Source organism: Georgenia sp. Z2081, assembly GCF_055326445.1.
The window spans coordinates 1-20,011 of sequence record NZ_JBUZNK010000012.1 but is presented as its reverse complement, the minus strand read 5'-3'; the positions used below and the strand labels follow the sequence as shown (position 1 = coordinate 20,011).

At 70.1% G+C, this 20,011-nt stretch carries 20 protein-coding genes and 1 pseudogene; 8 read left to right on the top strand and 13 right to left on the bottom strand.

Annotation, left to right across the window (positions count from 1 at the left end):
- Positions 1 to 90: 90 nt before the first annotated feature.
- Together ACZLKG_RS14155 and glpK are read right to left on the bottom strand one after the other, a co-directional pair.
- Positions 91 to 1,119: an alcohol dehydrogenase catalytic domain-containing protein gene (locus ACZLKG_RS14155; RefSeq protein WP_463648755.1), complete on the bottom strand. Its 1,029-nt coding sequence runs from the start codon at positions 1,117 to 1,119 to the stop codon at positions 91 to 93.
- Positions 1,120 to 1,150: 31 nt separating this feature from the next.
- Entirely contained in the window at positions 1,151 to 2,647 is a 1,497-nt protein-coding gene (glpK, locus tag ACZLKG_RS14150; protein ID WP_463648754.1) for a glycerol kinase GlpK, read from the bottom strand.
- 152 nt (positions 2,648 to 2,799) lie between these two features.
- Between glpK and ACZLKG_RS14145 the strand changes: the two genes are divergently transcribed.
- Entirely contained in the window at positions 2,800 to 3,636 is an 837-nt protein-coding gene (locus tag ACZLKG_RS14145) for an HAD hydrolase family protein (RefSeq protein ID WP_463648753.1), read from the top strand.
- Positions 3,633 to 4,865, top strand: a complete 1,233-nt coding sequence (locus ACZLKG_RS14140) for a RuBisCO large subunit C-terminal-like domain-containing protein (RefSeq protein ID WP_463648752.1) — start codon at positions 3,633 to 3,635, stop codon at positions 4,863 to 4,865. The genes ACZLKG_RS14145 and ACZLKG_RS14140 overlap by 4 nt, the downstream gene beginning before the upstream one ends.
- A gap of 73 nt (positions 4,866 to 4,938) precedes the next feature.
- Here the strand turns inward: ACZLKG_RS14140 and ACZLKG_RS14135 are convergent, their stop codons facing one another.
- Positions 4,939 to 5,313 (bottom strand): nuclear transport factor 2 family protein, encoded by a 375-nt coding sequence (locus tag ACZLKG_RS14135; protein WP_463648751.1) that lies wholly within the window; start codon positions 5,311 to 5,313, stop codon positions 4,939 to 4,941.
- 389 nt (positions 5,314 to 5,702) lie between these two features.
- On the opposite strand from ACZLKG_RS14135, the gene ACZLKG_RS14130 reads away from it, so the two are divergent.
- Positions 5,703 to 6,497, top strand: a complete 795-nt coding sequence (locus ACZLKG_RS14130) for an IclR family transcriptional regulator (RefSeq protein ID WP_425708950.1) — start codon at positions 5,703 to 5,705, stop codon at positions 6,495 to 6,497.
- A gap of 1 nt (position 6,498) precedes the next feature.
- Here the strand turns inward: ACZLKG_RS14130 and ACZLKG_RS14125 are convergent, their stop codons facing one another.
- On the bottom strand, positions 6,499 to 7,500 hold the full coding sequence (locus ACZLKG_RS14125; RefSeq protein WP_463648750.1) for a substrate-binding domain-containing protein: 1,002 nt from the start codon (positions 7,498 to 7,500) through the stop codon (positions 6,499 to 6,501).
- Positions 7,497 to 8,315 (bottom strand): SDR family NAD(P)-dependent oxidoreductase, encoded by an 819-nt coding sequence (locus ACZLKG_RS14120; RefSeq protein ID WP_425708948.1) that lies wholly within the window; start codon positions 8,313 to 8,315, stop codon positions 7,497 to 7,499. The genes ACZLKG_RS14125 and ACZLKG_RS14120 overlap by 4 nt, the downstream gene beginning before the upstream one ends.
- Positions 8,316 to 8,468: 153 nt before the next feature.
- Here ACZLKG_RS14120 and ACZLKG_RS14115 point away from each other — a divergent pair, with 153 nt between their 5' ends.
- The 4 genes from ACZLKG_RS14115 to ACZLKG_RS14100 all read left to right on the top strand — a co-directional run bounded on the left by ACZLKG_RS14115 (position 8,469) and on the right by ACZLKG_RS14100 (position 13,309).
- Complete coding sequence (locus ACZLKG_RS14115) at positions 8,469 to 9,941, top strand: aldehyde dehydrogenase family protein (protein ID WP_425708947.1); 1,473 nt, start codon at positions 8,469 to 8,471, stop codon at positions 9,939 to 9,941.
- 5 nt (positions 9,942 to 9,946) lie between these two features.
- Positions 9,947 to 11,554, top strand: coding sequence for a phytoene desaturase family protein (locus ACZLKG_RS14110; protein WP_463648749.1), 1,608 nt, complete (start codon positions 9,947 to 9,949; stop codon positions 11,552 to 11,554).
- Positions 11,555 to 11,624: 70 nt separating this feature from the next.
- Positions 11,625 to 12,635, top strand: a complete 1,011-nt coding sequence (locus ACZLKG_RS14105; protein WP_463648748.1) for an ABC transporter substrate-binding protein — start codon at positions 11,625 to 11,627, stop codon at positions 12,633 to 12,635.
- Between the two features lie 239 nt (positions 12,636 to 12,874).
- The gene (locus tag ACZLKG_RS14100) at positions 12,875 to 13,309 is read left to right on the top strand and encodes a VOC family protein (protein WP_463648747.1); all 435 of its coding nucleotides are present in this window, start codon (positions 12,875 to 12,877) and stop codon (positions 13,307 to 13,309) included.
- A 162-nt stretch (positions 13,310 to 13,471) separates the two neighbouring features.
- Here the strand turns inward: ACZLKG_RS14100 and ACZLKG_RS14095 are convergent.
- The 3 genes and pseudogenes from ACZLKG_RS14095 to ACZLKG_RS14085 form a co-directional block, all read right to left on the bottom strand.
- Positions 13,472 to 13,576, bottom strand: a pseudogene (locus ACZLKG_RS14095) (AAA family ATPase); the annotation flags it as partial.
- A gap of 11 nt (positions 13,577 to 13,587) precedes the next feature.
- Positions 13,588 to 14,304, bottom strand: a complete 717-nt coding sequence (locus tag ACZLKG_RS14090; protein ID WP_425708943.1) for an SRPBCC family protein — start codon at positions 14,302 to 14,304, stop codon at positions 13,588 to 13,590.
- A 10-nt stretch (positions 14,305 to 14,314) separates the two neighbouring features.
- Positions 14,315 to 14,899 (bottom strand): ArsR/SmtB family transcription factor, encoded by a 585-nt coding sequence (locus ACZLKG_RS14085; RefSeq protein WP_463648746.1) that lies wholly within the window; start codon positions 14,897 to 14,899, stop codon positions 14,315 to 14,317.
- 134 nt (positions 14,900 to 15,033) lie between these two features.
- Between ACZLKG_RS14085 and ACZLKG_RS14080 the strand changes: the two genes are divergently transcribed.
- Positions 15,034 to 15,879, top strand: a complete 846-nt coding sequence (locus tag ACZLKG_RS14080; RefSeq protein ID WP_463648745.1) for an HAD-IIB family hydrolase — start codon at positions 15,034 to 15,036, stop codon at positions 15,877 to 15,879.
- Positions 15,880 to 15,914: 35 nt separating this feature from the next.
- On the opposite strand, the gene ACZLKG_RS14075 is transcribed toward ACZLKG_RS14080, so the two are convergent.
- The 5 genes from ACZLKG_RS14075 to ACZLKG_RS14055 all read right to left on the bottom strand — a co-directional run.
- Positions 15,915 to 17,201 carry a YibE/F family protein gene (locus tag ACZLKG_RS14075; protein WP_463648743.1) on the bottom strand — a complete coding sequence of 429 codons (1,287 nt, stop codon included), beginning with the start codon at positions 17,199 to 17,201 and terminating at the stop codon, positions 15,915 to 15,917.
- A gap of 115 nt (positions 17,202 to 17,316) precedes the next feature.
- Positions 17,317 to 17,682 (bottom strand): DoxX family protein, encoded by a 366-nt coding sequence (locus tag ACZLKG_RS14070; protein ID WP_425708939.1) that lies wholly within the window; start codon positions 17,680 to 17,682, stop codon positions 17,317 to 17,319.
- 57 nt (positions 17,683 to 17,739) lie between these two features.
- Positions 17,740 to 18,726, bottom strand: coding sequence for a substrate-binding domain-containing protein (locus tag ACZLKG_RS14065; RefSeq protein ID WP_425708938.1), 987 nt, complete (start codon positions 18,724 to 18,726; stop codon positions 17,740 to 17,742).
- Positions 18,723 to 19,688 (bottom strand): ABC transporter substrate-binding protein, encoded by a 966-nt coding sequence (locus tag ACZLKG_RS14060; RefSeq protein ID WP_425708937.1) that lies wholly within the window; start codon positions 19,686 to 19,688, stop codon positions 18,723 to 18,725. Before ACZLKG_RS14060 ends, ACZLKG_RS14065 begins: the two co-directional genes overlap by 4 nt.
- A gap of 31 nt (positions 19,689 to 19,719) precedes the next feature.
- Positions 19,720 to 20,011: class II aldolase/adducin family protein (locus ACZLKG_RS14055; RefSeq protein WP_463649107.1), on the bottom strand; the 292-nt coding region annotated here is incomplete at its 5' end.

Genomic DNA, 20,011 nt, shown 5'->3' with positions numbered 1-20,011 from the left:
TGACCATGCTGGTTTGACGGGTGGACATGGCGAGGGGCCCGACCGACCGGTCGGGCCCCTCGCCATGCTGCCGTGTGCCGGGCGGTCCGCTCAGCGGACCTGGAGCACCACCTTGGCTCCTCGTCCGACGAGCTCCATCCCGCGCTCCCACTCCTCGAGCGGGAGCACCTCCTCGACGACCGCACCCGGGTCGACCGCGCCTGAGGCCATGAGGCGGAGCGCCGTGCGGAAGCTCGAGGCGCGCTTGCCGCGGGACCCCACGACCTCCAGCTCGTGGTTGGTCGCCCGGTCGATGTCGAGCGTCGGCGGGGTCCGGTAGAAGGCGAGCAGGACGATCCGGCCCCCGCGGCGCAGCAGCGGCGGCAACGACTCGATCACGCCCTCGCCGCCGCTGCACTCGAAGACGCTGTGCGCGCCGTAGCCGCCGGTGAGCCGGGAGACGAGCTCCGGGAGGTCGGTGGTGTCGGCGTCGACGGCGTGCTGGATACCCGTCCGACTCGCCGCGGCGAGCTTGTCCGTGTGCCGCGCTCGGCCCACGAGGACGACCGTGGCGCCGACCGCCCGGGCCACCTGGGCGGTGAGCATGCCGACCGCCCCCGGGCCGACGACGACCACCACCTCGCCGGCCAGGGAGGGGCTCTGCTCGACGACCCCGTGCACGGCGACCGCCGTCGGCTCGGTGAGCGCCCCCACGACCTGCGAGACGTTCTCGGGCAGCGCATGCAGCGCCCGGGCCGGCATGACGAGCTGCTCGGCGAGCCCGCCGTCGGTGGTGGTGCCGATACCGAGCCGGTGCGGGCACCGGTTGTACTGCTCGGCCCGGCAGTACGCGCAGCGCATGCACAGGTATGCGTCGGTCTCGACCGTCACCCGGTCGCCCACCGCGAGGTCCGGACGGTCCGCGCCGGCACCGATCTCCGCGACGGTGCCGGCGACCTCGTGGCCGAGGATGCGCGGCACACGGAAGTCGTGACCGCCCTCGATCGCCGCCCGGTCGGTGCCGCAGACCGCGACGGCGTCGACGTCGAGCAGGACCGTGCCCGTGGCGAGGGTCGGTGCCGGCACGTCGCGCAGCTCGACGTTCCCGGGGCCGGACGCGTACTTGACCAGTGCGCGCATCTGAGTGCCTTCCTGCTGAGTGCCTTCCTGGTCAGGACCGGGGGCGGTTCCAGCCCTTGGTGAGCTCGACCGCCCGCTGCCAGCCTTCGTAGAGCGAGTCGGCCTGGTCGCGGGACATGGTCGGCTCGAAGACCTGGTCGACCTCCCACTTCGACTCCAGCTCCTCGAGGTCGGCGTAGATGCCAGTCGAGAGACCGGCGAGGAGCATGGCGCCGAAGATCGTCGCCTCGGCGTTCTTCGGGCGCACCACCGGGATGCCGAGGATGTTCGCCTGCATCTGGCACAGCAGGTTGTTGCGTACCGCGCCGCCGTCGACGCGCAGCTCGGAGATGCTCACCCCGAGCTCGCCCTTGGCGGCCGCCTCGACCACGTCGCGGGTCTGGAAGACCATCGACTCCACGGCGGCGCGGATGACGTGCAGCCGCGTGGTTGCGTTGCTCATGCCGATGATCGCGGCGCGGGCGTGCGGGTCCCAGTTGGGGGCGGCGAGCCCCGTGAACGCCGGGACCAGGTAGACGCCCTCGGTGCTCTGCACCTGGCCGGCGTACCACTCCGAGTCCGGCGCCGAGTGGATGAGCTGCAGGTCGTCGCGCAGCCACTGCATCGTCTTGCCCATGGCGAACAGGACGCCCTCGATCTCGTAGGTCGTCTCCCCGCCGATCGTCCAGCCCACGGACGGGGTGAGCCCCTCGATCGGGCGCGGCTTCGAACCGGAGTTGATGTTGAGCACGCCGGCCGTCCCGTAGGTCATCTTCGACAGGCCCTCGCGGTAGGCGGCCTGACCGAACAGTCCGGCCTGCTGGTCGCCGAGGTTGGAGCCGATCGGCACCGGCGCGCCGAAGGTGGCGCTGATGTCGCCGAAGACCTCGCCGCTGGAGGCGATGCGGGCGAGCATGTGGCGGGGGATCCCGTAGTGGCCGAGGAGCTCGTCGTCCCAGTCGAGCGTCTCGAGGTTCATCATCATGGTCCGCGACGCGTTCGACGTCTCGGTGACGAACTCCTTGCGGCCGGTGAGGTTCCAGATCAACCAGGTGTCGACCGTTCCGGCGAGCAGCTCGCCCGCCTCGGCGCGCGCCTGGGCGCCGGGCACCTGGTCGAGGATCCAGCGGATCTTCGACGCCGTGTAGTAGGCGTCCGGGATGAGGCCGGTGCGCTGCTGGATGAGGTCGCCGATGCCGTCGGCGACCCACTTCTCCACGACCTCCACCGAGTGGCGGGAGGCCCACACGATGGCGTTGTAGATCGGCTCCCCGGTCTCCTTGTCCCAGACGATGCCGGTCTCGCGCTGGTTGGTCAGCCCGACCGCGCTGAGGTCGGAGGGCTGCAGGTTCGCGTCCCGGAGCGCCGCACGGATCGACTCGAACTGCGTACTGAGGATCTCCTTGGGGTTGTGCTCGATCCAGCCCGGTCGTGGGTACTGCTGCGTGATCTCCGCCTGCGCGAACCCCACGACGTTGGTCTCTTCGTCGATGACGAACGCCCGTGCGCTGGTGGTGCCCTCGTCGATCCCGAGAATGTACCTGGCCATGCTCTCTCACCTCATTGTCGATGGCGGTCGCCTCGTTGCGTCCGCTCGCAAGGTAGGGCGCCCACCCTGGCATGTCAACGCCTGTCTATGGTTGTCTAGGCGCATGGGCGGCGGCATAGCCTGTCGTCGTGGGAGTGACCAAGGAGGTTCACATGCTCGCCCCAGAGACCCTGGCCGGCGTCCGCGCCGTCGGGCTCGACGTCGACGGCACGATCTCGCGGGACGACCACACCGTCTCGGCCCGGACCGCGGCGGCGATCTCCCGGGTCGCCGAGCTGGGCGTGCCCGTGTTCCTGCTGACCGGTCGCGCGCGGCGCAACACCCTCGAGCTCGCCACGCGGCTGGGCCTGACCAACCTCGTAGCGAGCAACAACGGCTCCATCACGTTCGACCCGGTCACCAACGCCGACGTCGCGCTGCGCCTCATGGACCGCGGCGAGGTGCGCGACCTGCTCGACCTCGGCACCGAGCTCGGCCTCGAGGTCACGTGGTGGACGACGACGGACATCTACGTCAGCCGCGAGGGCGACTGCGCGGACATGCTCCGGATGCTCGGGGAGGACGGCGTCGTCGTCGGTGACACGAGCTCGGTCCCGCCGGTGGTCACCAAGACGATGCTCTTCGGCACCGCCGCACAGCTCGACGCCGCGACCCCCGCGATCCTCGCCCGCAACCCCCGCGGCACACGATCGATGGACGAGTTCTTCGAGTTCGTCGCCGAGGACGCGAACAAGTGGCACGCCCTCGAGGACCTGCTCGGGCGGTACGGCATCGCGGCCGGGGCGGTCCTCGGCATGGGCGACGGCGGCAACGACGTCCCCTGGCTCACCCGCATCGGCACCCCCGTCGCCGTGGGCAACGCCCGTGACGAGGTCAAGGCAGTAGCGTCCGCGGTCGCCCCCGCCAACAGCGAGGACGGGGTCGCCGTCGTGCTCGAGGCGCTCGCGGACCAGCTGAGCGGCGAGCTCACGGCGAGGAGCCCGCGATGAGTTTCCTCCGTGCGTCCTACGTCCTGTGGATCGACGCCGGCACCGACCCGTACGAGGTGGTGCGCCGGTTCGCCGTCGGGCAGTCCACCGGGACCTGGCTGCCGGTGCCGGGCCTGACCGACGAGCTCCGCGCGGCCCACGAGGCGCGAGTGCTCGACCTTCAGCCGGTCCCTGCCGCCGACCTCGTCGGAACGGAGGCGACGGGGAGCTGGTACATCGCCACGATCGCCGTGCCGGCGGTCAACGTCGGTGACTCGATCCCGCAGCTGCTCACCACGGTCATCGGCAACGACGCCTCGACCTCCGTCCAGGCCAAGCTCGTGGGCCTCGACCTGCCGCCGGAGCAGGTGGCGCGGTTCGCCGGCCCGCGCCACGGGATCGACGGACTGCGCGACCGCGTGAGCGTCCACGACCGCCCGCTGCTGCTCAACATGGTCAAGCCCTGCACCGGGCTGACCCCGCAGGCCGGGGCGGAGATCGTCCACCGCACCGCGCTCGGCGGCGTCGACCTCATCAAGGACGACGAGCTGCTCGGCAACACCGAGTTCTCGCCGGTGGTCGACCGGGTCCGTGCCTACACCGAGGCCATCGACCGGGCCGCCGACGAGACCGGCCGCCGGGCGCTGTACTTCGTCAACGTCACCGACCGACCCGACCGGATGCTCGAGACCGCCCGGCGGGCCGTCGACGCCGGCGCCGAGGGCGTCATGGTGGCCTACGCCAACGCCGGGTACGGCTCGATGCAGGCACTCGCCGAGGCCGTCGAGGTCCCGGTCCTCGGCCACTTCGCCGGGTCGGCGCCGTACTACGAGAACCCGACGACGGGCATGTCCTCGGACCTCGCCAACGGCCTGCTGCCGCGACTGGCCGGGGCCGACCTCTCGCTCGTCAACACCCCCTACGGCGGCTACCCGATCTCACCCCTGGCCTACCGGCGCACCGCCGCCGCGCTGACGTCCGAGCGTCCGGGACTGCGCCGCACCACGCCGATCATCGGCGGCGGCGTGCACCCCGGCACGGTCCGCCGCTACGTCGACGAGGTCGGCGCCGATGTGGTGCTCGGCGTCGGCGGTGCCATCCAGGGCCACCCGGGCGGGGCCGAAGCCGGCGTCCGGGCGATGCACGCCGCGATCGAGGCCGCCGTGGCGGGGCGGGACGTCCGCGAGGCGGCGGCGGAGAACGACGACCTCAGGGTCGCGATCGAGCGCTGGGGCACGCTCGAGCCGTAACCCCTTGCCGCTTCCGCTGCCCAAACTGCGAGTACGGGCTGCGGCGGGAGAGCCGCCGAGGACCTGCCGCTGGTCAGTGCGTGACGGTCGTCTGCTGGTAGAGCGCCAGCCGCGTCTCACCGTCGACCACGCAGTAGTGGCTCGCCATGAGGGCGACGAAGGGCGTCTCGTCGCCCTGACGGGACGCCGTCGCCGTGTAGACCAGGGCGGCCGCCCGCTCGCCCGTCGGCACGACGCGCGCCCCCGTGAGGGAGTAGGAGGACCACGGAGGTGACTCGTCGAGGGTCCGGGCGACGGTCGCCCGGTCGAGGACCATGCCGTTGACGAGGATCATCACGGCCTCGGCAGTCATCAGCCCGCCGTAGAAGCTCCCGCCGGTCGAGCTGCACAGGGCGTCCCAGCCCCGATGCTCGAGGGCGAGCAGGTGGTCTGTCGTGAGAGTGCTCATGGTCAAGGTTAGGCCTGTACGAGACCACATCCACCCCTGAGGTGCCGTTCAAGACGACGGGAAAGCAGGAGTGCGCGTGTCCTCCACCCGGCGCCGGCGTGGCCAGAGATACCTCGGCCGGCACGTCGTCGAGCCGACGCCCTCCGGAAGGGGGGCGCGACGTAGTCGTGCAGCACGTTCCAGGAGGTCAGGCCCGCGATGTCGGTCCGGTGAAGGTTCGAGAGAACCCCGAGAGCTCGCGCGTCGAGATCGTAGGCAAGGTTCGCACAGTGCTCGACCTCCGACGGGTCTGGCTTCTGAAGCATCGTCGACCGGATGCTGCGCGATCAGCGCCATTACGCTCGGCGAGAGCACGGCGGCCCGCTGTGCCGAATACGCAAGGGAGACAGATGACGCCGAACGACGGGGTGGACGGTGTGCGCAGCGGTTCGCGTGCCTCGACGGGTTCGGTCGGTAGCGCGCTGCGCCTTCTCGAGATGTTCCGGGGCCAGCAGGTCGTACGGGTGACTGATGCCGCGGCCGAGCTCGGCGTCGCGCGGTCGACCGCCCATCGGCTCCTTCAGGTGCTCAGCGCACACGACTTCGCCGTCCAGGACGAGGGACGCGCATACCGCCCGGGGCCCGCCCTTGTCGGTCTTGCCGTCACGCTCGTGGACGGTCTCGACCTGCGGTCCGTAGCAGCCCCGATCATGGTCGACCTCGCTCAAGAGCTGGGCGAGACCGTGCACCTCTCGGTGCTGCAGGGCACGCAGATCCTCTTCGTCCACTCCGTGGAGAGCTCGCGCACCCTCCGAGTCGGCATACGCACGGGCGGCACCCTGCCGGCCTACGCGACGGCCGCCGGACGCGTCGCGCTTGCGTTCCTTCCCGACGACGACGATCGACGTCGTCCGCCCCGATCCGGTTGGACGGCTGTGACGAGCCGGACCATCACCGACGCCACACGTATCGAGCACCTGCTCGACGAGGCTCGCGACCGTGGTTACGCGACGAGCTTCGGAGAGACGGAGGAGGACGTCGCGTCCGTGGCGGTCCCGGTGCTGGACGCTGCTGGCGCTCCGCTCGCTGCCCTTGCCCTGTCGGCGCCGCCCGCGCGTCTCCGCGAGGACATGGCGCCCACTCGAGCCGCAGTCCTCGCTACAGCCGCCCGGCGCATCGGCGAGTTGCTGCCCGCCGGACGCTGACCTACACCCGGAACGTTTCCAGTAGCGACGCCGGGAACAGGTCCTCCACCGCGAGCCGCCGTTCCGTCAGCCGCTGCTCGTGGGTGTATGAGAGGAAGGCCTCGAGAGTGGTGCGGTTGGCTGCCACGCCGTAGGGCCAGAAGTCATCCCCGACGACGGAGGCAGCCTGTCTCGCCCTGTCGGCGCCCCACGGCAGCGGGAACTGCGGTGCGGTCGGGTCGAGCAGCCGAGCGAGGCTGTTGTTCTTCGCCCTCGTGAAGGCCGACACGAGGTTGCCCGCCACCCATGGGTAGCGCTCGTGGACGGTGGCGTCGAGGACCGCCACGTGCATGATCGGGAAGATCCCTGTGCGAGTGAAGTACTCGGCCTCCACGGTCGCGCTGTCGCTGAACAGCTGCACGAGCTTCCCACTTCCGTCGGTGGCGCCCTCCGGCGGGTGCGGCACGATGATCGCGTCGAGCTCGCCGTCGATCAGTAGGTCGTTGAGCGTGCGTTCCCGCTCCGGGCGGATGCGGATTCCCTCGGGCACCTGGACCGGAAGGGTCTCGATCCGTCCAGGTGCGTTGATCCCGCCCTGCACCCAGTCGATCACCGTGAGGTCCAGGCCGAACTCGTGCTGGAGCAGCGCGCGCTGATAGATCGTGGCGGTGACGGTCCACTCGGGGAACCCGATCCTCGCGCCGGCAAGCCGTTCGGGCGCGTCCACCGGGCCGTCGGCTGCCACGAAGATGCCCGAGTGGCGGAACGCGCGCGACGGAAACACGGGCAGCCCGACGAGCGAGTCGTCCCCGCGACTGCGTAGGGCGACGAACTTACCCATCGAGAGCTCGGAGACGTCCCATTCCCGATGCCGGGTGTGCCGGAAGAAGATCTCCTCGACGGGGTGGTGGACCGTGCGCAGCGAGACGCCCTCGACGCGCACCCGTCCGGTCGCCAGGTCGCGGATCTGGTCGGAGTCGTTGATGGCCAGGGTGAGCTCGACCGGCCCGGCGACGGCGCTCACACGAAGCTCGATCCTGCGTCGAGGACGAGGCTCTGGCCGGTCATGGCGCGAGCCGCGTCGCTCGCGAGGAAGACCGCAGTGCCGGTGATGTCGTCCGGTCCAAGCCGCCACTTGAGCGACTGTGCGGCGAGGATCCCCTCGTTCGGGCCCGGCGGGGCGGAGGCGCGTTCGATCCCGGTGTCGACCGAGCCCGGCAAGATCGAGTTGACCGTCACGCCGTGGGTCCCGAGCTCGCGGGCGAGCGACCGGGTCATGCCGATGACGCCGGCCTTCGACGTCACGTAGTGCAGGTAGAGCGGCCGTCCGTTCAGCACGGTCCCGGACGACACGTTGATGATCGATCCGCGCCGCTGCGCGCGCATGACCGGTGCGACCGCGCGGGTCGTGAGGAACATTCCGGTGAGGTTGACGTCGAGCACCCGACGCCACTCGTCGGCGGCAATCTCCTCGAACGGCTTCATCGTCAGGCTCGAGAACACCGCGGCGTTGTTGATGAGGGTGTCGATCCGGCCGAACTCATCGAGCACCCGGCGAAGGGCGATCGCGACGGCCTCCTCGTCGGTGACGTCGACCTGTATGGCGAGGGAGCCGTTCCCGAGGCCGGCGAGCTCCGCGGCCACGGAACGCGCCGCCCGCTCGTCGACGTCCGCCACGGCCACGGCTGAGCCGGCGTTCGCGAGCGCATGGGCGAACGCGCGGCCGATGCCCTGCCCGCCACCGGTGACGATCGCTGCCTGCCCCTCGAGGGGCAAGGGCGGTGGCGCGCCCGTGCGAGCGTCGCCGCCCGAAGCGGCGTCGTGCGTCGTCGCGGTCATGATGTCTCCCGTCGTTGAGCGGTGCTGTGGCGGCGTCGCTCAGATGTGGTTGACGTCGCTGTTCTCGATGCGTACGGTAACGCATGTTCGTTCAAGCGGTACAAGGTTCGGTCTAGCCGAACAGATCGCGTTCGATGAACCGGAGGTGGGTCGATGACGACCCTGGAGGAAGCGCGGGCACTGGTGCGGCGCCGTTGGGGGATGGTGATCGACGGGCGTGTGACGCCGTCGGAGTCCGGGCGAGAGCTCGACGTCGTCGCGCCGGCGACCGGCGAGATCGTCGCCACGTTCCCCCACGGGACGAGCATCGACGTCGACCGCGCCGTCGAGTCTGCGCACGCGTCCTTCGCCGCGTGGCGCAGGGTGCCCGCGATCGAACGCGGCCGGCTGGTCTCCAGGCTGGCCGACGCCGTCGAGGCCGCGGGGGAGGAGCTCGCGGCGATCGACGCCCTGGAGAACGGCACCCCGCTCCACCTCCTACGCAAGGACGTCGGTCTCGCCGTCCAGCGCCTGCGCTACTACGCGGGACTCGCCCTCCAGCTGCGTGGCGAGTCCATCCCCGCCGACGGCGGGATCGACTTCACCCGGATGGAGCCGTACGGCGTCGTCGCCCGACTCGTCCCCTTCAACCACCCGCTGATGTTCGCGGCGAGCGGCGTCGGTGCCCCGCTCGTAGCCGGCAACACCGTCGTGCTCAAGCCGTCGGAGCACACCTCGCTTTCCGCGCTCCGGATCGGCGAGCTGGCCGCGGAGATCCTGCCCGCGGGCGTGGTCAACGTCGTCACCGGTCTTGGCGCCGACGTCGGTGCCCGCCTCACCGCGCATCCGCGCGTACCGCGTGTGGCCTTCACCGGCAGCGTCGAGACGGGCCTGCAGATCCAGCGGCAGGCGGCGTCGGAGGTCGTCAAGGTCGTCACCCTTGAACTCGGCGGCAAGAACCCGCTCATCGTCTTCCCCGATGCCGACGTCCACGAGGCCGTCCGCGGCGCGATCAATGGCATGAACTTCACCTGGCAGGGCCAGTCCTGCGGCTCGACCTCCCGCCTGTTCGTCCACCGCTCTCTGGTGGAGCAGGTCGAGGCGGGGCTCAGCGAGGCGCTCAACAGTTTCGTAGTCGGCGACCCGTTCGACCCGAACTCGCAGATGGGTGCCCTTGTCAGTCGGTCGCACCACGAGCGCGTGAGCCGGTTCATCTCGGAGGGGCGGGAGGACCCCGCCGCCAGGGTCATCGCCGGAGACGGGGAACTGCCGGAGTCCGGTCTGTTCGTCCGACCCACGGTGCTCTCGTTCCCGGATGCGGCCCACGACTCCCGCATCCTCGACACGGAGATCTTCGGCCCCGTCCTCGCCGTCGTCCCCTTCGACACCTACGAAGACGTGATCGCCCACGCCAACGCGCTCCCGCTCGGACTGACCGCCAGCGTATGGACGTCCTCGCTGGACATCGCGACCGCGGCAGTGCGCGACCTCGAGGCCGGCTACGTGTGGGTGAACGCGAGCTCGCAGCACATCCCCGGTGCGCCGTTCGGGGGCGCCAAGAACAGCGGCGTGGGGCGCGAGGAGGACCTCGGCGAGCTCTACTCCTACGCCCAGACCAAGAACATCTTCATCCGGACGGAGAACTGACCGACATGACGGACATGTACGACGGACTCATCATCGGCTCGGGTCAGCACGGCCTCATCTTAGGGACCTACATGGCCAGGCTCGGGCTCAAGGTCGCTGTGCTCGAGCGGCGCAACATGTTCGGCGGCGGCCTGAGCACGGTCGAGCCGGGGCCGCCGGGCTTCTACCAGAATCCGCACTCGATCAACCACTTCAACATCACGGACAGCCCCTGGTTCACGGACCTCGGACTTGCGGACACGGTCCGCTACGTGACGCCGCGCTACGAGTTCGCCCAACCCCACCTCGACGGCACATCGCTCGTCATCTCCCGCGACGCCGAGGAGACCATCGCGTCCCTAGCCCAGATGTCCAAGAAGGACGCCGAGACCTTCCGCGACTGGAACCGACGCGCCGACGCCATCAGTAACATGGTGTTCCTCGCTGAACGCTACTCCGAGCCGCTGGCCGAGGCGGAGCGCAACGAGCTCCTCTCCCGCACCGCGATCGGCCGGGACTTCCTCGAGATCATCGACCACCAGCCGCTCGACCTCGTCAAGGAGCTGTTCGACAACGAGCGGATCCAGCTCCTCATGCTGTTCAAGCTCTCTCTGTTCGGCACCGTGCTCTACGACGCCGTCTCGGAGAAGAGCCCGATGGGCTCGGCTGTCCGAGGGTTCGACCTCAGCGCCGGCTACCAGGTGTGCGTCGGCGGGAGCTGGAACCTCGCGCGCGGCCTGCACGAGCGATTCCTCCAGGCCGGCGGCACGTTCATCAACCACGCCGAGGTCTCGCGCATCGTGGTCGATGGCGGACGCGCGACCGGCGTCGAGCTCTCGGACGGGCGCTCCTTCAAGGCCCGCCAGTTCGTGGCCAGCACGATCGACGTCCCCCAGACGTTCACGAAGCTCGTCGGGCAGGACCAGCTTCCGCAGGCGTACCGCACCAAGGTCGACAATTTCAAGCAGACCGCCTGGACCTTGTTCGGCGTTCACCTCGCGCTCAAGGAGGCTCCGCAGTACGTCGGAGCAGACTTCAACCCCAACATCAACAAGTCGCTGAAGTACAACGTGGGCGCCGAGACGATGGAGGACCTGTTCGGCCTGCACAGTCAGGTGGCCGCCGGCCAGATCCCAGACCTGGTCTCGTTCGGAACCGGGCACATCACCCAGTTCGACCCGAGCCAGGCACCCCCCGGCAATCACACTGCCTACGCCTGGTACCCGATGCCGTTCGCTCCCGGCGGGGACCCGAACAACATCGAGGCCGTCAAGGCAGACATCGCGCAGAAGGTGCTCGACGAATGGCGGAAGTACGCGCCAAACCTGACGCCTGACAACATCCTGCACGTTTACACCTACACCGCGAACGACTACCACCGCGAGTTCACGAACATGGTGAACGGCGACATCTTCGTCGGCTCCTTCGCCGGCGAGCAGTCCATGTGGAACCACTTCGGCTACCGCACGCCCATTGAGAACCTCTACATGGCCGGGTCACCGACCCACCCCGGTGGCGGCATCTCCGGAGGCGGTGGCTACATCGCCTCGCGCGTCATCGCCGAGGACCTCGGCCTCACACCCTGGTGGACCCCGATGGACGTCCGATCCGTCCTCGAGGCGGCCACCGACTGAACGCAACGCACTCTTTCTCCCGCCAGTCTCCCGCTGACAAGGAAGTCACTCCATGAATACACGAATGCATATGCGAATCCTCCCCGTCGCGACCGCCGCCGCCCTGCTGCTCGCGGCCTGCGGGGGAGGAGATGACGACGCCACGACTGACGCCGCTGAGGAAGGCGGCGAGGGCGAAGGTGGCAGCGAAGGTGGCGACAGTGCCCCGGAGGAGCTCACCGAGATCACCGTGGGCGTCCTGCCGATCGTCGACGTCGCCCCGATCTACCTCGGGGTCGAGCAGGGGTTCTTCGAGGAGCAAGGGCTCGACGTCGAGCTCGTCACCGGGCAGGGAGGCGCGGCACTCATCCCGGCAGTGATCTCGGGCGAGAACGAGTTCGGATTCTCCAACTTCACCTCGCAGGTGAACGCCGTCAGCCAGGATCTCCCGCTGCTCTCCGTCAGTCCGGGCGTCTTCACCACGGGCGAGCAGGGCGACGACGCAGCCGGGGTCGTCGCCCTGCCCGAAGCCAACATTGAACGTGCCGCCGACCTGGAGGGCCTGACGATCGCCACCAACACTTTGGCGAACAACTTCGTCATGACGATCAGCCACGCGGTCGAGGAGGACGGGGGCGATCCGGACCTTATCGAGTGGGTCGAGATCCCGTGGCCCGAGATGCCGGCAGCCGTGGCGAACGGGCAGGTCGATGCAGGCGTCGTCGTTGAGCCATTCGTCACCTTCGCCGAGGACGAGGGTGCCGAGGTCGTCCTATGGCACTGGGTCGAGACCGACCCGAACTTCCTCGTCGCGGGCTACTTCACCACGGAGCAGTACCAGGCAGACAACCCCGAGACCGTCGAGGCGTTCGTCGCCGCGCTCGACGAGTCCCGGACCTACGCCGACGAGAACCCCGACGAGGTTCGACGCATAACTGGCACCTACACGGAGATCGATGAGGACGTGCTCAACCGGATGCACCTACCCCGGTTCGGCGGCGAGTTCGTCATCGAGGAGCTGCAGTGGCAGGCCGACCTGGCCAACGACTTCGGCATCACCAACGGTGCGGTCGACGTGGCGGAAATGCTGTTCAACGAGTGAGAACCGGGTCCGGGTGCCCACGTCCGCGATGAGCGCGGGTGTGGGCACCCGCAACCTCGGTCACGCTCGTCCCGCAGCGGGCGGCACGAGATCGCGCGATGCGGCGACGATCACGGTGCGCAGCCAGTCGATCCCCGGTGGCACCAAGAAGTGGGTGAGAACAGTCTCGGCACGGCGTGTCGTCATTATCCGGCGACGCGCGCCTTGTCCCGCGGAGCCCGGTCTTGGACCCTGGCGTCATGACCACTCCAGCCCAGTTCGCAATCGTCACGCTCGGAGTCGCCGACCTCGACCTGAGTGTCGACTTCTACAGGGCGCTCGGCTGGGAGCAGCGCGGCGACAAGTCCGCGGGCATCACCTGGTTCCGCACGTCGGGCACGTGGATCGGCCTGCTCGACCACGACGCACTGGCCGATGACGTCGGCCTCCCCGCGGATCCGCCGACCACCTACCGCGGCATCACGCTGGCGATCAACGTCGACTCGGTCGACGAGGCGGCCGCGGCGTTCGCCCATGCAGTCGGCGTCGGCGCACGACCCGTCAAGGTGCCCGAGCCCACGGAGTGGGGCGGATACTCCGGCTACTTCGCCGACCCGGACGGCCACCTCTGGGAGGTCGCGCACAACCCGTTCTTTCCAATAGCCGACGACGGGACCATTGACATCCCCGTCTGACAACGGGCTCCCTACGGCGTCGGCGACTTCCGTGGCCGGAAGGCACCCGTCGAGCTCGACGCTTGCACCGCGCGTCAGCAGGGGATCCGCCTCGTCGACGTAACGCTAGATCTCGACCCGGTGCTTCGGCGACTGGCGGTAGGTGTTGGCGGTCACCTCACAACCACCGTGGGTCGTGTCCACCATGCGGTGCCCTCGCCGCGACATCTCGGCCAAGTGAGTCGACTTCCCGGCGCCGGACATCCCGGTGAGCAGGATCCGCACCATCAGTCGTCCGTTCAGGCGTACACGGCGGCGAGCCAGTCCTCCCACTTCTTCGTCTCTGCCTCCGCGTCGGCGTCCGTGAAGAGGTAGTGCCCGAACGCGACCGGCATGCCCATCACCGTGTTGTTGTGGAAGCGGTAGAGGCCGTCCGCGGCGCGGACGCCGACGAAGTCGTCGGTGGGGACGACCCAGTCGACGACGCCCACGATCGGCTCGAGACCCGCGGGCGTGAGTGTCACCTCGTCACCGACGGCGAGGGTGCCGGTGACACCGAGCGCGGCCGCGACCGGCGCCCAGGCCGCGGGGGAGGTCTGCGACTGCGGGCCCTGCCCGGTGACGAACGTGCCGTCCCGGCCGGCGAAGTGGGTGAGGTACTGGGCGAGGTTGACCATGTACAGGTCCCACCCGTACCCGGTCATCGTCTCGAAGTCGTACTCGCCGCCCCAGTCGTCGCCGAGGAAGCCGCTGTGCACGAACGTGAGGACCGTCGTCGCGTCGTCGCGCGCCTCGATGAGGTACTCGTAGGCATGGAACGCCCCGTCGGGGCCGTCGGGCGTACGGACGAAGAGACGCTCGTTCTCCTGCCGCTCGACCTGCATCCCCTCGGCCTCCATGGCGTCGGGGTCGGGGGACCAGGAGCGTTGCCCTTCGCGCGTGGCGACGGCGTGCCACACCTGGGCCGGGGTCGCCGGGAGGACGACCTCCTTGCGGATCTCGAACCGGTCGGACATGACGTTCTCCTCAGGTGGTGGGGACGTGGGGGTGGACGGCGACGACGAGGCGGTGGGTGCGCGCCCCGTCGGAGTCGGGACAGTGGTAGCGCCGCACGAGGTCGGTGACGGCGTGCTCGAGCTCGCGGGAGAACGCGGCCCGGTCGGTGGCCGAGGCGAACCGGACCTCGCCGTCGACGGCCCAGGTCGCCACCCGGGTGCCCGTCCGGCGCGCACCGGTGACCAGCGCGCCGACGTCGCGGACCAGCCGGGCGGCCAGCGCGAGCAGCCACGCGGCCGAGACCCGGTCCGGGTGCCGGTCGGGGTTGGGCTGCACCTCGGCCAGCGTCTCGGGCGAGATGACGAACGACCCGGCCCGCGAGCGCACGACGCGCTCGGTGAAGTTGCCGCGTCGGCGCTCCTCGACGAGCTCGACGAGGCCGCGCTCCTCGAGCACGCGCAGGTGGTAGTTGACCTTCTGGCGCGGCAGGCCGAGGTGGGCGGCGAGCGTCGTCGCCGATCCGGGCTCCACCAGGGCGGCAAGGACCCGGGAGCGCACCGGGTCCAGGGCGGCCGCGGCGGTGGCCGCGTCGTCGATGAGGTCGATGTCGAGCACGGGAGCGATCGTGCGCTTGACAAAAAGATCTGTCAAGAGCGACGTCGACGAGGTTGTCCATCCGTGGAACCGGGCGTCCCGGTACCGGGGGCGCTGCCTAGACTGACGCCGCCCGCCATCTTCGAGGAGGCCCCATGGTCGCGCCCGCGATCCTTCGTACCGTCCGCGCCGTCAGTCTCGACGTCGACGGCACGATCTCCGGCGACGACCACGCCGTCGCGCCCCGCACCGCGGCCGCCGTCACCCGCATCGTCGAGCTCGGCCTGCCGGTCTTCCTCCTCACCGGGCGGGCGCGCGCCAACACCCTCGGCCTGGCGCGGGACCTGAGGATCCCCAACATCGTCACCAGTGACAACGGCGCAGTCCTGCTCGACCCCGTGCGCGGCGAGGACGTCGCCGTGCGACCGATGGCCCGCGAGCACGTCCGCAGCCTCGTCGAGCTCGCCGCCGAGCTCGACCTCGACATCACGTGGTGGACGACGGAGGCGATCTACGTCGAGCACGAGGGCGCCGCCGCCGACCTCCTGCGCCGGCTCAACGGCGACCTCGTCGAGGTCGGCGACACGCAGGACCTCCCGGAGAAGGTCACGAAGGTCATGCTGTTCGGCACACGCGAGCAGCTTGACGACGCGGCGGATACGATTCGTTCCCGCTTCCCCGACGCGACCCGGTCGATGGACACCTTCTTCGAGTTCGTCGACGACGCGGCCACCAAGTGGAACGCGCTGACGGAGATGCTCGCCCGCCACGGCGTCGACCCGGAGCACTGCCTCGGGATGGGCGACGGCGGCAACGACGTCGAGTGGCTCGGCCGCATCGGCGTCCCGATCGCCATGGGCAACGCGCGTCCCGAGGTCAAGGAGGTGGCCGTCGACGAGACGGCGACGAACGTCGAGCACGGCGTCGCGCTCGTCCTCGAGGCGCTGGCCGACGAGCTCACCCGCACGAACGCACCGGCCACCGCGACGACGAACGACTGACCTCGCCTCCGGCGCCGGTCGTCCGGGCCCGACGGTCACTCCGTGCGCGTCCCCTCCGGCGGGGCTGCCGTTCCACGGTCGGTGGCCGGCACCTCGAGCGGGTCGGTCGCCTCCTCGTCATCAGCTGCTGCCTCAGGTGGGGCTGCCGGCTCCCGGTCGCCCGTCGCTCCCGCCGTCGCGAGCAGCGCGGCGATCGCCGTAGTCACGGGGATGGCCAGGACGAGCCCGATCGAGGACACGAGAGTGCGGACGACCTCCTCGGCGATCTCGCCGGACAACAGGGTGTCGGCCACGGGCCGTTCGACGAGCGACGCGAGCATGATGAGCGGCAGCGCCGTCCCCACGTAGGCGAACGCGAGCGTGTAGACCGTCGAGGCGATGTGGTCCCGCCCGATGCGCATCGTCCGGACGAACAGGCGACGCCGGGAGACCCCCGGGTCGGCCGCCGCGATCTCCCACGCGGCCGACGCCTGCGTGATCGTCACGTCGTTGAGCGCGCCGAGCCCCGCGATGACGATGCCGCACATGAGCAGGTCGCCCAGGGAGATCCCGGGGAACTGCTGGAACAGCATGAGACCCGTCTCGTCGGCCCCCGTGAGGTTCGCCGCCCCGGTGCCCCACATCGCGAGCAGCACCGTGACGGCGAGCCCGACGAACGTGCCGAGCAGCGCCGTCGTCGTGCGGATCGATACCCCGTGCGCGAGGTAGACGGCGAGGAACATCATCGCCGAGGAGCCCACCAGCGCGGTGAGGACCGGCGAGGACCCGAGCATGAGCGCGGGCAGGATGAACAGCGCCACGACGGCGAGGGAGCCGAGCAGGCCGACGACGGCGGCGAGCCCCTTCCAGCGCGCCACGGCGAGGACCGCGGCGAGGTAGAGCACCGTCAGCCAGGCCACGGGGACCGTGCGCTCGAACTCCCAGAACGAGTACAGCGTTCCCGTCCCGATGTTGCTCGGGACGTAGAGCAGCTGGACCCGGTCGCCGACGTCGATGTGCGCGGCCACCGACGGGTGCGGCGGGGCCACGGCGGTCTCGTGCCCGTCGTGTCCGCCCTCCGTGACCCGGGCGAGCATCTCGCTCGCGGGGTCGTCCGGGTCGGGCGCCTCGATCACCTCGGCCGAGACGATCTGCGTCCCGTCCTGGAGCAACGGGAGCGAACCCATCGGGCTCTCGCCGCGCGGCCACAGCGCGACCAGCCCCACGATCGTTGCCACCAGCAGGGGCAGGACGAGTGCGGCGAGCAGCCTGCGTACGCGCCTGCGGCGGCCCTCGGGCAGCTCCGACGTGACAGTGGAGTGGGAGTGCGACACGTGGGACATGGTCGTACAGGCCAGGCGCACGCCTCGACGGGCGCGCCGCGTCAGGCGTGGTCGCGCGGGTCACCGCTCCGGGTCGAGGGGGATCCGGGTCGAGGGGGAGCCGAGCGACCGTGCGCTATCTGGGGCCGCGAGCCACGCGCACGGCCTGTGCGACGAGGACCGCCTGCAGCGGAAGGCGCCCGTCGGCGACGGCGCGCCACGGCGGGGACCGGCGCCGCCAGTCCGCGGCCATCTGGACGTTCGCCGGAAAGACCGCGACGAACAGGGCGGCGGCCGCGGCGCCGCCGAGCCGGCGTGTCCGGGGGAGCGTGATCAGCCCGGCGACGGCCAGCTCGGCCACGCCGGAGGCATAGGTGTAGGCCCGGGGGCTGCCCGGCAGCCGGGGCGGAACGATCTGGTCGAACGTGCCGGGAACCGCGAAGTGCATCGTCCCCGCTCCGGCGAGGAGCACCGTGAGGAAGCGGGCGGTCCGGCGACTCATCCGGACACGCTACCCGCGCCGCGGCACGGACGAACCGTGCCGCGGCTGCGTGCGTGCTCAGATCGAGTAACGGGCCTCGGTGGACATGTCGAACAGGTCCTCCACCGTGAGTCTCCCGCTGACCAGTCCCTGTTCGCTGGAGTATCGCAGGAAGGTCTCCAGCACGTGCCGGTTCGCCTCGACGCCGTAGCTCCAGTAGTTCTCGCCGAGCAGTGCGACCGTCCGGTCGAGCTCGGCGGCGAGCCAGGGGAGCGCGACGAGCAGGGCGGATCGGTAGCGCAGGTCGTCCATCGCGGCGTCGCGGGAAGCGAGGCACGCGTCGACGAGCGAGGTGGCCACCCACGGGTTCCGCTCCAGGATCTCCCGGCGCACGACGAGCACGTGCATGATCGGGAAGATCCCGGTGGCGCGGAAGTAGGCGACCTCGACGTCCCGGTGGCCAGGGAACAGCGGCTCGACGAGGCCGTCCGCGAGCGCCCCGGGGGAGTGCGCCGTGATCAGCCCGTCGAGCTCCCCGGTGGCGAGCAGGTCGGTCAGCGAACGGTCGGGCGGAGCCGTCTCCAGCTGCACCCGGTCCGGGAGGTCGAGCGCGATCTTCTCCGTGCGGCCGGGGCTCTCGGCCCCACCGGTGACCCAGGTGATCGAGTCGAGGTCGACCCCATGGTGCTCGCCGAGGATCCCGCGTTGCCACACGGGTGCGGTCATCTGATATTCGGGGACCCCGACCCGCCGGCCGTCGAGCTGCTCCGGCCGAGTGATCCCTGATCCCGTGCGCACGTAGATGTTCTGGTGCCGGAAGTACCTCGACGGGTAGACCGGCAGCGCGACGAACCGGTCGTCGCCCCCGTCCCGCCCGAGGGTGTAGGAGGACAGCGACATCTCGCTCACATCGAACTCGGCGTGCCCGAGCTGGCGGAAGAAGACCTCCTCGACCGGCATGGACAGCATCGTGAGCTCGATGCCCTCGGGTCGGACTCGTTCGTCGCGCAGCGCGGCGAACCGGTCGCAGCGCGTGGCGGCGAAGGACAGGTGCAGCCGGCTCACGGCAGCAGCAGGTCGAGGTCGGGCTGCTCGGACATCGTGCCGAACTCGATCGCCTTCTCGGCGAGGAACTCGGCGGCCTCGCGGCTCATCTCGGGAACGAATCGTGGCAGCACCATCCGCTCGAGGACATCCTCGTCGATCTCGGTGTAGGTGCCGGTGATGCGCCGCACCTCGTCCGGGTTCTCCTCGGAGAACTCGAGCGACCGGTCGACGGCTCGAGCGAAGGCGTCGACCAGCTCGGGGTCGTCCTCGATGAGGGCGCCGGAGGTGAACACGCAGCTGACGTCGAGATCCGGGTGCATCTCCGCGAACGGCCACGAGATCACCGTCGCGCCCATGTCCAGCGCCTCGGTGACGAACGGCTCGACCGCCCAGACCGCGTCGACCTGACCGGTCTCCAGCGCGGCGGGCGCCTCGGGGAACGGGACCTCGATGAACTCCACCGTCGACTCGTCGCCGCCGTCGCGCTGGATCGCGGTGCGGATGATGGTGTCGCCGATGTTGTTCAGCGTGTTGACGGAGACGGTCCGCCCCTCGAGGTCGGCCGGCGACTCGATGCCCGAGTCCGGCATGACGAGCACCGCCGAGAAGTCCGGGTCGCCCTGCGCGGTGTTGGCGTTGGCGATGCACTGGATGTCCAGGCCCTGTTCGCGAGCGATCATCGACGACAGGAGATTGCCGCGGCCGAACTCGTGCTCGCCGGAGACGACCGAGGGGATGACCGCGGCGCCGCCCGCGGCGGACTCGATCGTCAGGTCGATGCCTTCCTCCTCGAAGAAGCCCTGCTCGAGGCCCAGGTGGAGCGGTGCGGAGTCGACGATCGGCTGCGTCGAGATGGTCACCGGTGTCGGCCCGTCCTGGCCGTCGGGCGAATCGGACTCATCGTTGCTCCCGCAGGCGGAGAGGACGAGCAGGCAGGCCAGGGCGATGCCGGTGGCCCGGACGCGTCGTGGAGTGGTCATGTCATGTCCTTGATCGGTGTGGAGAGTGGATTCAGCTCTGGATCTGGGCGCACCAGACGTCCCAGGCACGGCGGATCTGGCCGCCGATCGAGGTCGTGGCGGTGGCCGCCTCGGAGCGGGTGAGGTGGACGGGCGAGCCGAGCGGCAGAGCGGCGAGCAGCACGGAGGCGTTGACCTCGGCGTAGATCGCCCGATAGGTGACCTCCGGGACCGAGCCGCCGACCGCCGTCGACCCGTGCCCCCGCATGAGCACGAGCGGCCGATCGCCGAGCACGTGCGCGAGGGCAGCCCCCCGGTCCTCATCGGTGACGAGCAGATCGGTT

What these genes read in the sequence shown, in the direction of transcription:
- ACZLKG_RS14105 (WP_463648748.1), top strand. Translation starts at nt 11,625, where the DNA reads ATGCGAATCCTCCCCGTCGCGACCGCCGCCGCCCTGCTGCTCGCGGCC.
- ACZLKG_RS14130 (WP_425708950.1), top strand. Translation starts at nt 5,703, where the DNA reads ATGACGCCGAACGACGGGGTGGACGGTGTGCGCAGCGGTTCGCGTGCC.
- ACZLKG_RS14145 (WP_463648753.1), top strand. Translation starts at nt 2,800, where the DNA reads ATGCTCGCCCCAGAGACCCTGGCCGGCGTCCGCGCCGTCGGGCTCGAC.
- ACZLKG_RS14100 (WP_463648747.1), top strand. Translation starts at nt 12,875, where the DNA reads ATGACCACTCCAGCCCAGTTCGCAATCGTCACGCTCGGAGTCGCCGAC.
- ACZLKG_RS14140 (WP_463648752.1), top strand. Translation starts at nt 3,633, where the DNA reads ATGAGTTTCCTCCGTGCGTCCTACGTCCTGTGGATCGACGCCGGCACC.
- ACZLKG_RS14060 (WP_425708937.1), bottom strand. Translation starts at nt 19,688, where the DNA reads ATGACCACTCCACGACGCGTCCGGGCCACCGGCATCGCCCTGGCCTGC.
- glpK (WP_463648754.1), bottom strand. Translation starts at nt 2,647, where the DNA reads ATGGCCAGGTACATTCTCGGGATCGACGAGGGCACCACCAGCGCACGG.
- ACZLKG_RS14120 (WP_425708948.1), bottom strand. Translation starts at nt 8,315, where the DNA reads ATGACCGCGACGACGCACGACGCCGCTTCGGGCGGCGACGCTCGCACG.
- ACZLKG_RS14080 (WP_463648745.1), top strand. Translation starts at nt 15,034, where the DNA reads ATGGTCGCGCCCGCGATCCTTCGTACCGTCCGCGCCGTCAGTCTCGAC.
- ACZLKG_RS14070 (WP_425708939.1), bottom strand. Translation starts at nt 17,682, where the DNA reads ATGAGTCGCCGGACCGCCCGCTTCCTCACGGTGCTCCTCGCCGGAGCG.
- ACZLKG_RS14155 (WP_463648755.1), bottom strand. Translation starts at nt 1,119, where the DNA reads ATGCGCGCACTGGTCAAGTACGCGTCCGGCCCCGGGAACGTCGAGCTG.
- ACZLKG_RS14135 (WP_463648751.1), bottom strand. Translation starts at nt 5,313, where the DNA reads ATGAGCACTCTCACGACAGACCACCTGCTCGCCCTCGAGCATCGGGGC.
- ACZLKG_RS14115 (WP_425708947.1), top strand. Translation starts at nt 8,469, where the DNA reads ATGACGACCCTGGAGGAAGCGCGGGCACTGGTGCGGCGCCGTTGGGGG.
- ACZLKG_RS14075 (WP_463648743.1), bottom strand. Translation starts at nt 17,201, where the DNA reads ATGTCCCACGTGTCGCACTCCCACTCCACTGTCACGTCGGAGCTGCCC.
- ACZLKG_RS14090 (WP_425708943.1), bottom strand. Translation starts at nt 14,304, where the DNA reads ATGTCCGACCGGTTCGAGATCCGCAAGGAGGTCGTCCTCCCGGCGACC.
- ACZLKG_RS14110 (WP_463648749.1), top strand. Translation starts at nt 9,947, where the DNA reads ATGACGGACATGTACGACGGACTCATCATCGGCTCGGGTCAGCACGGC.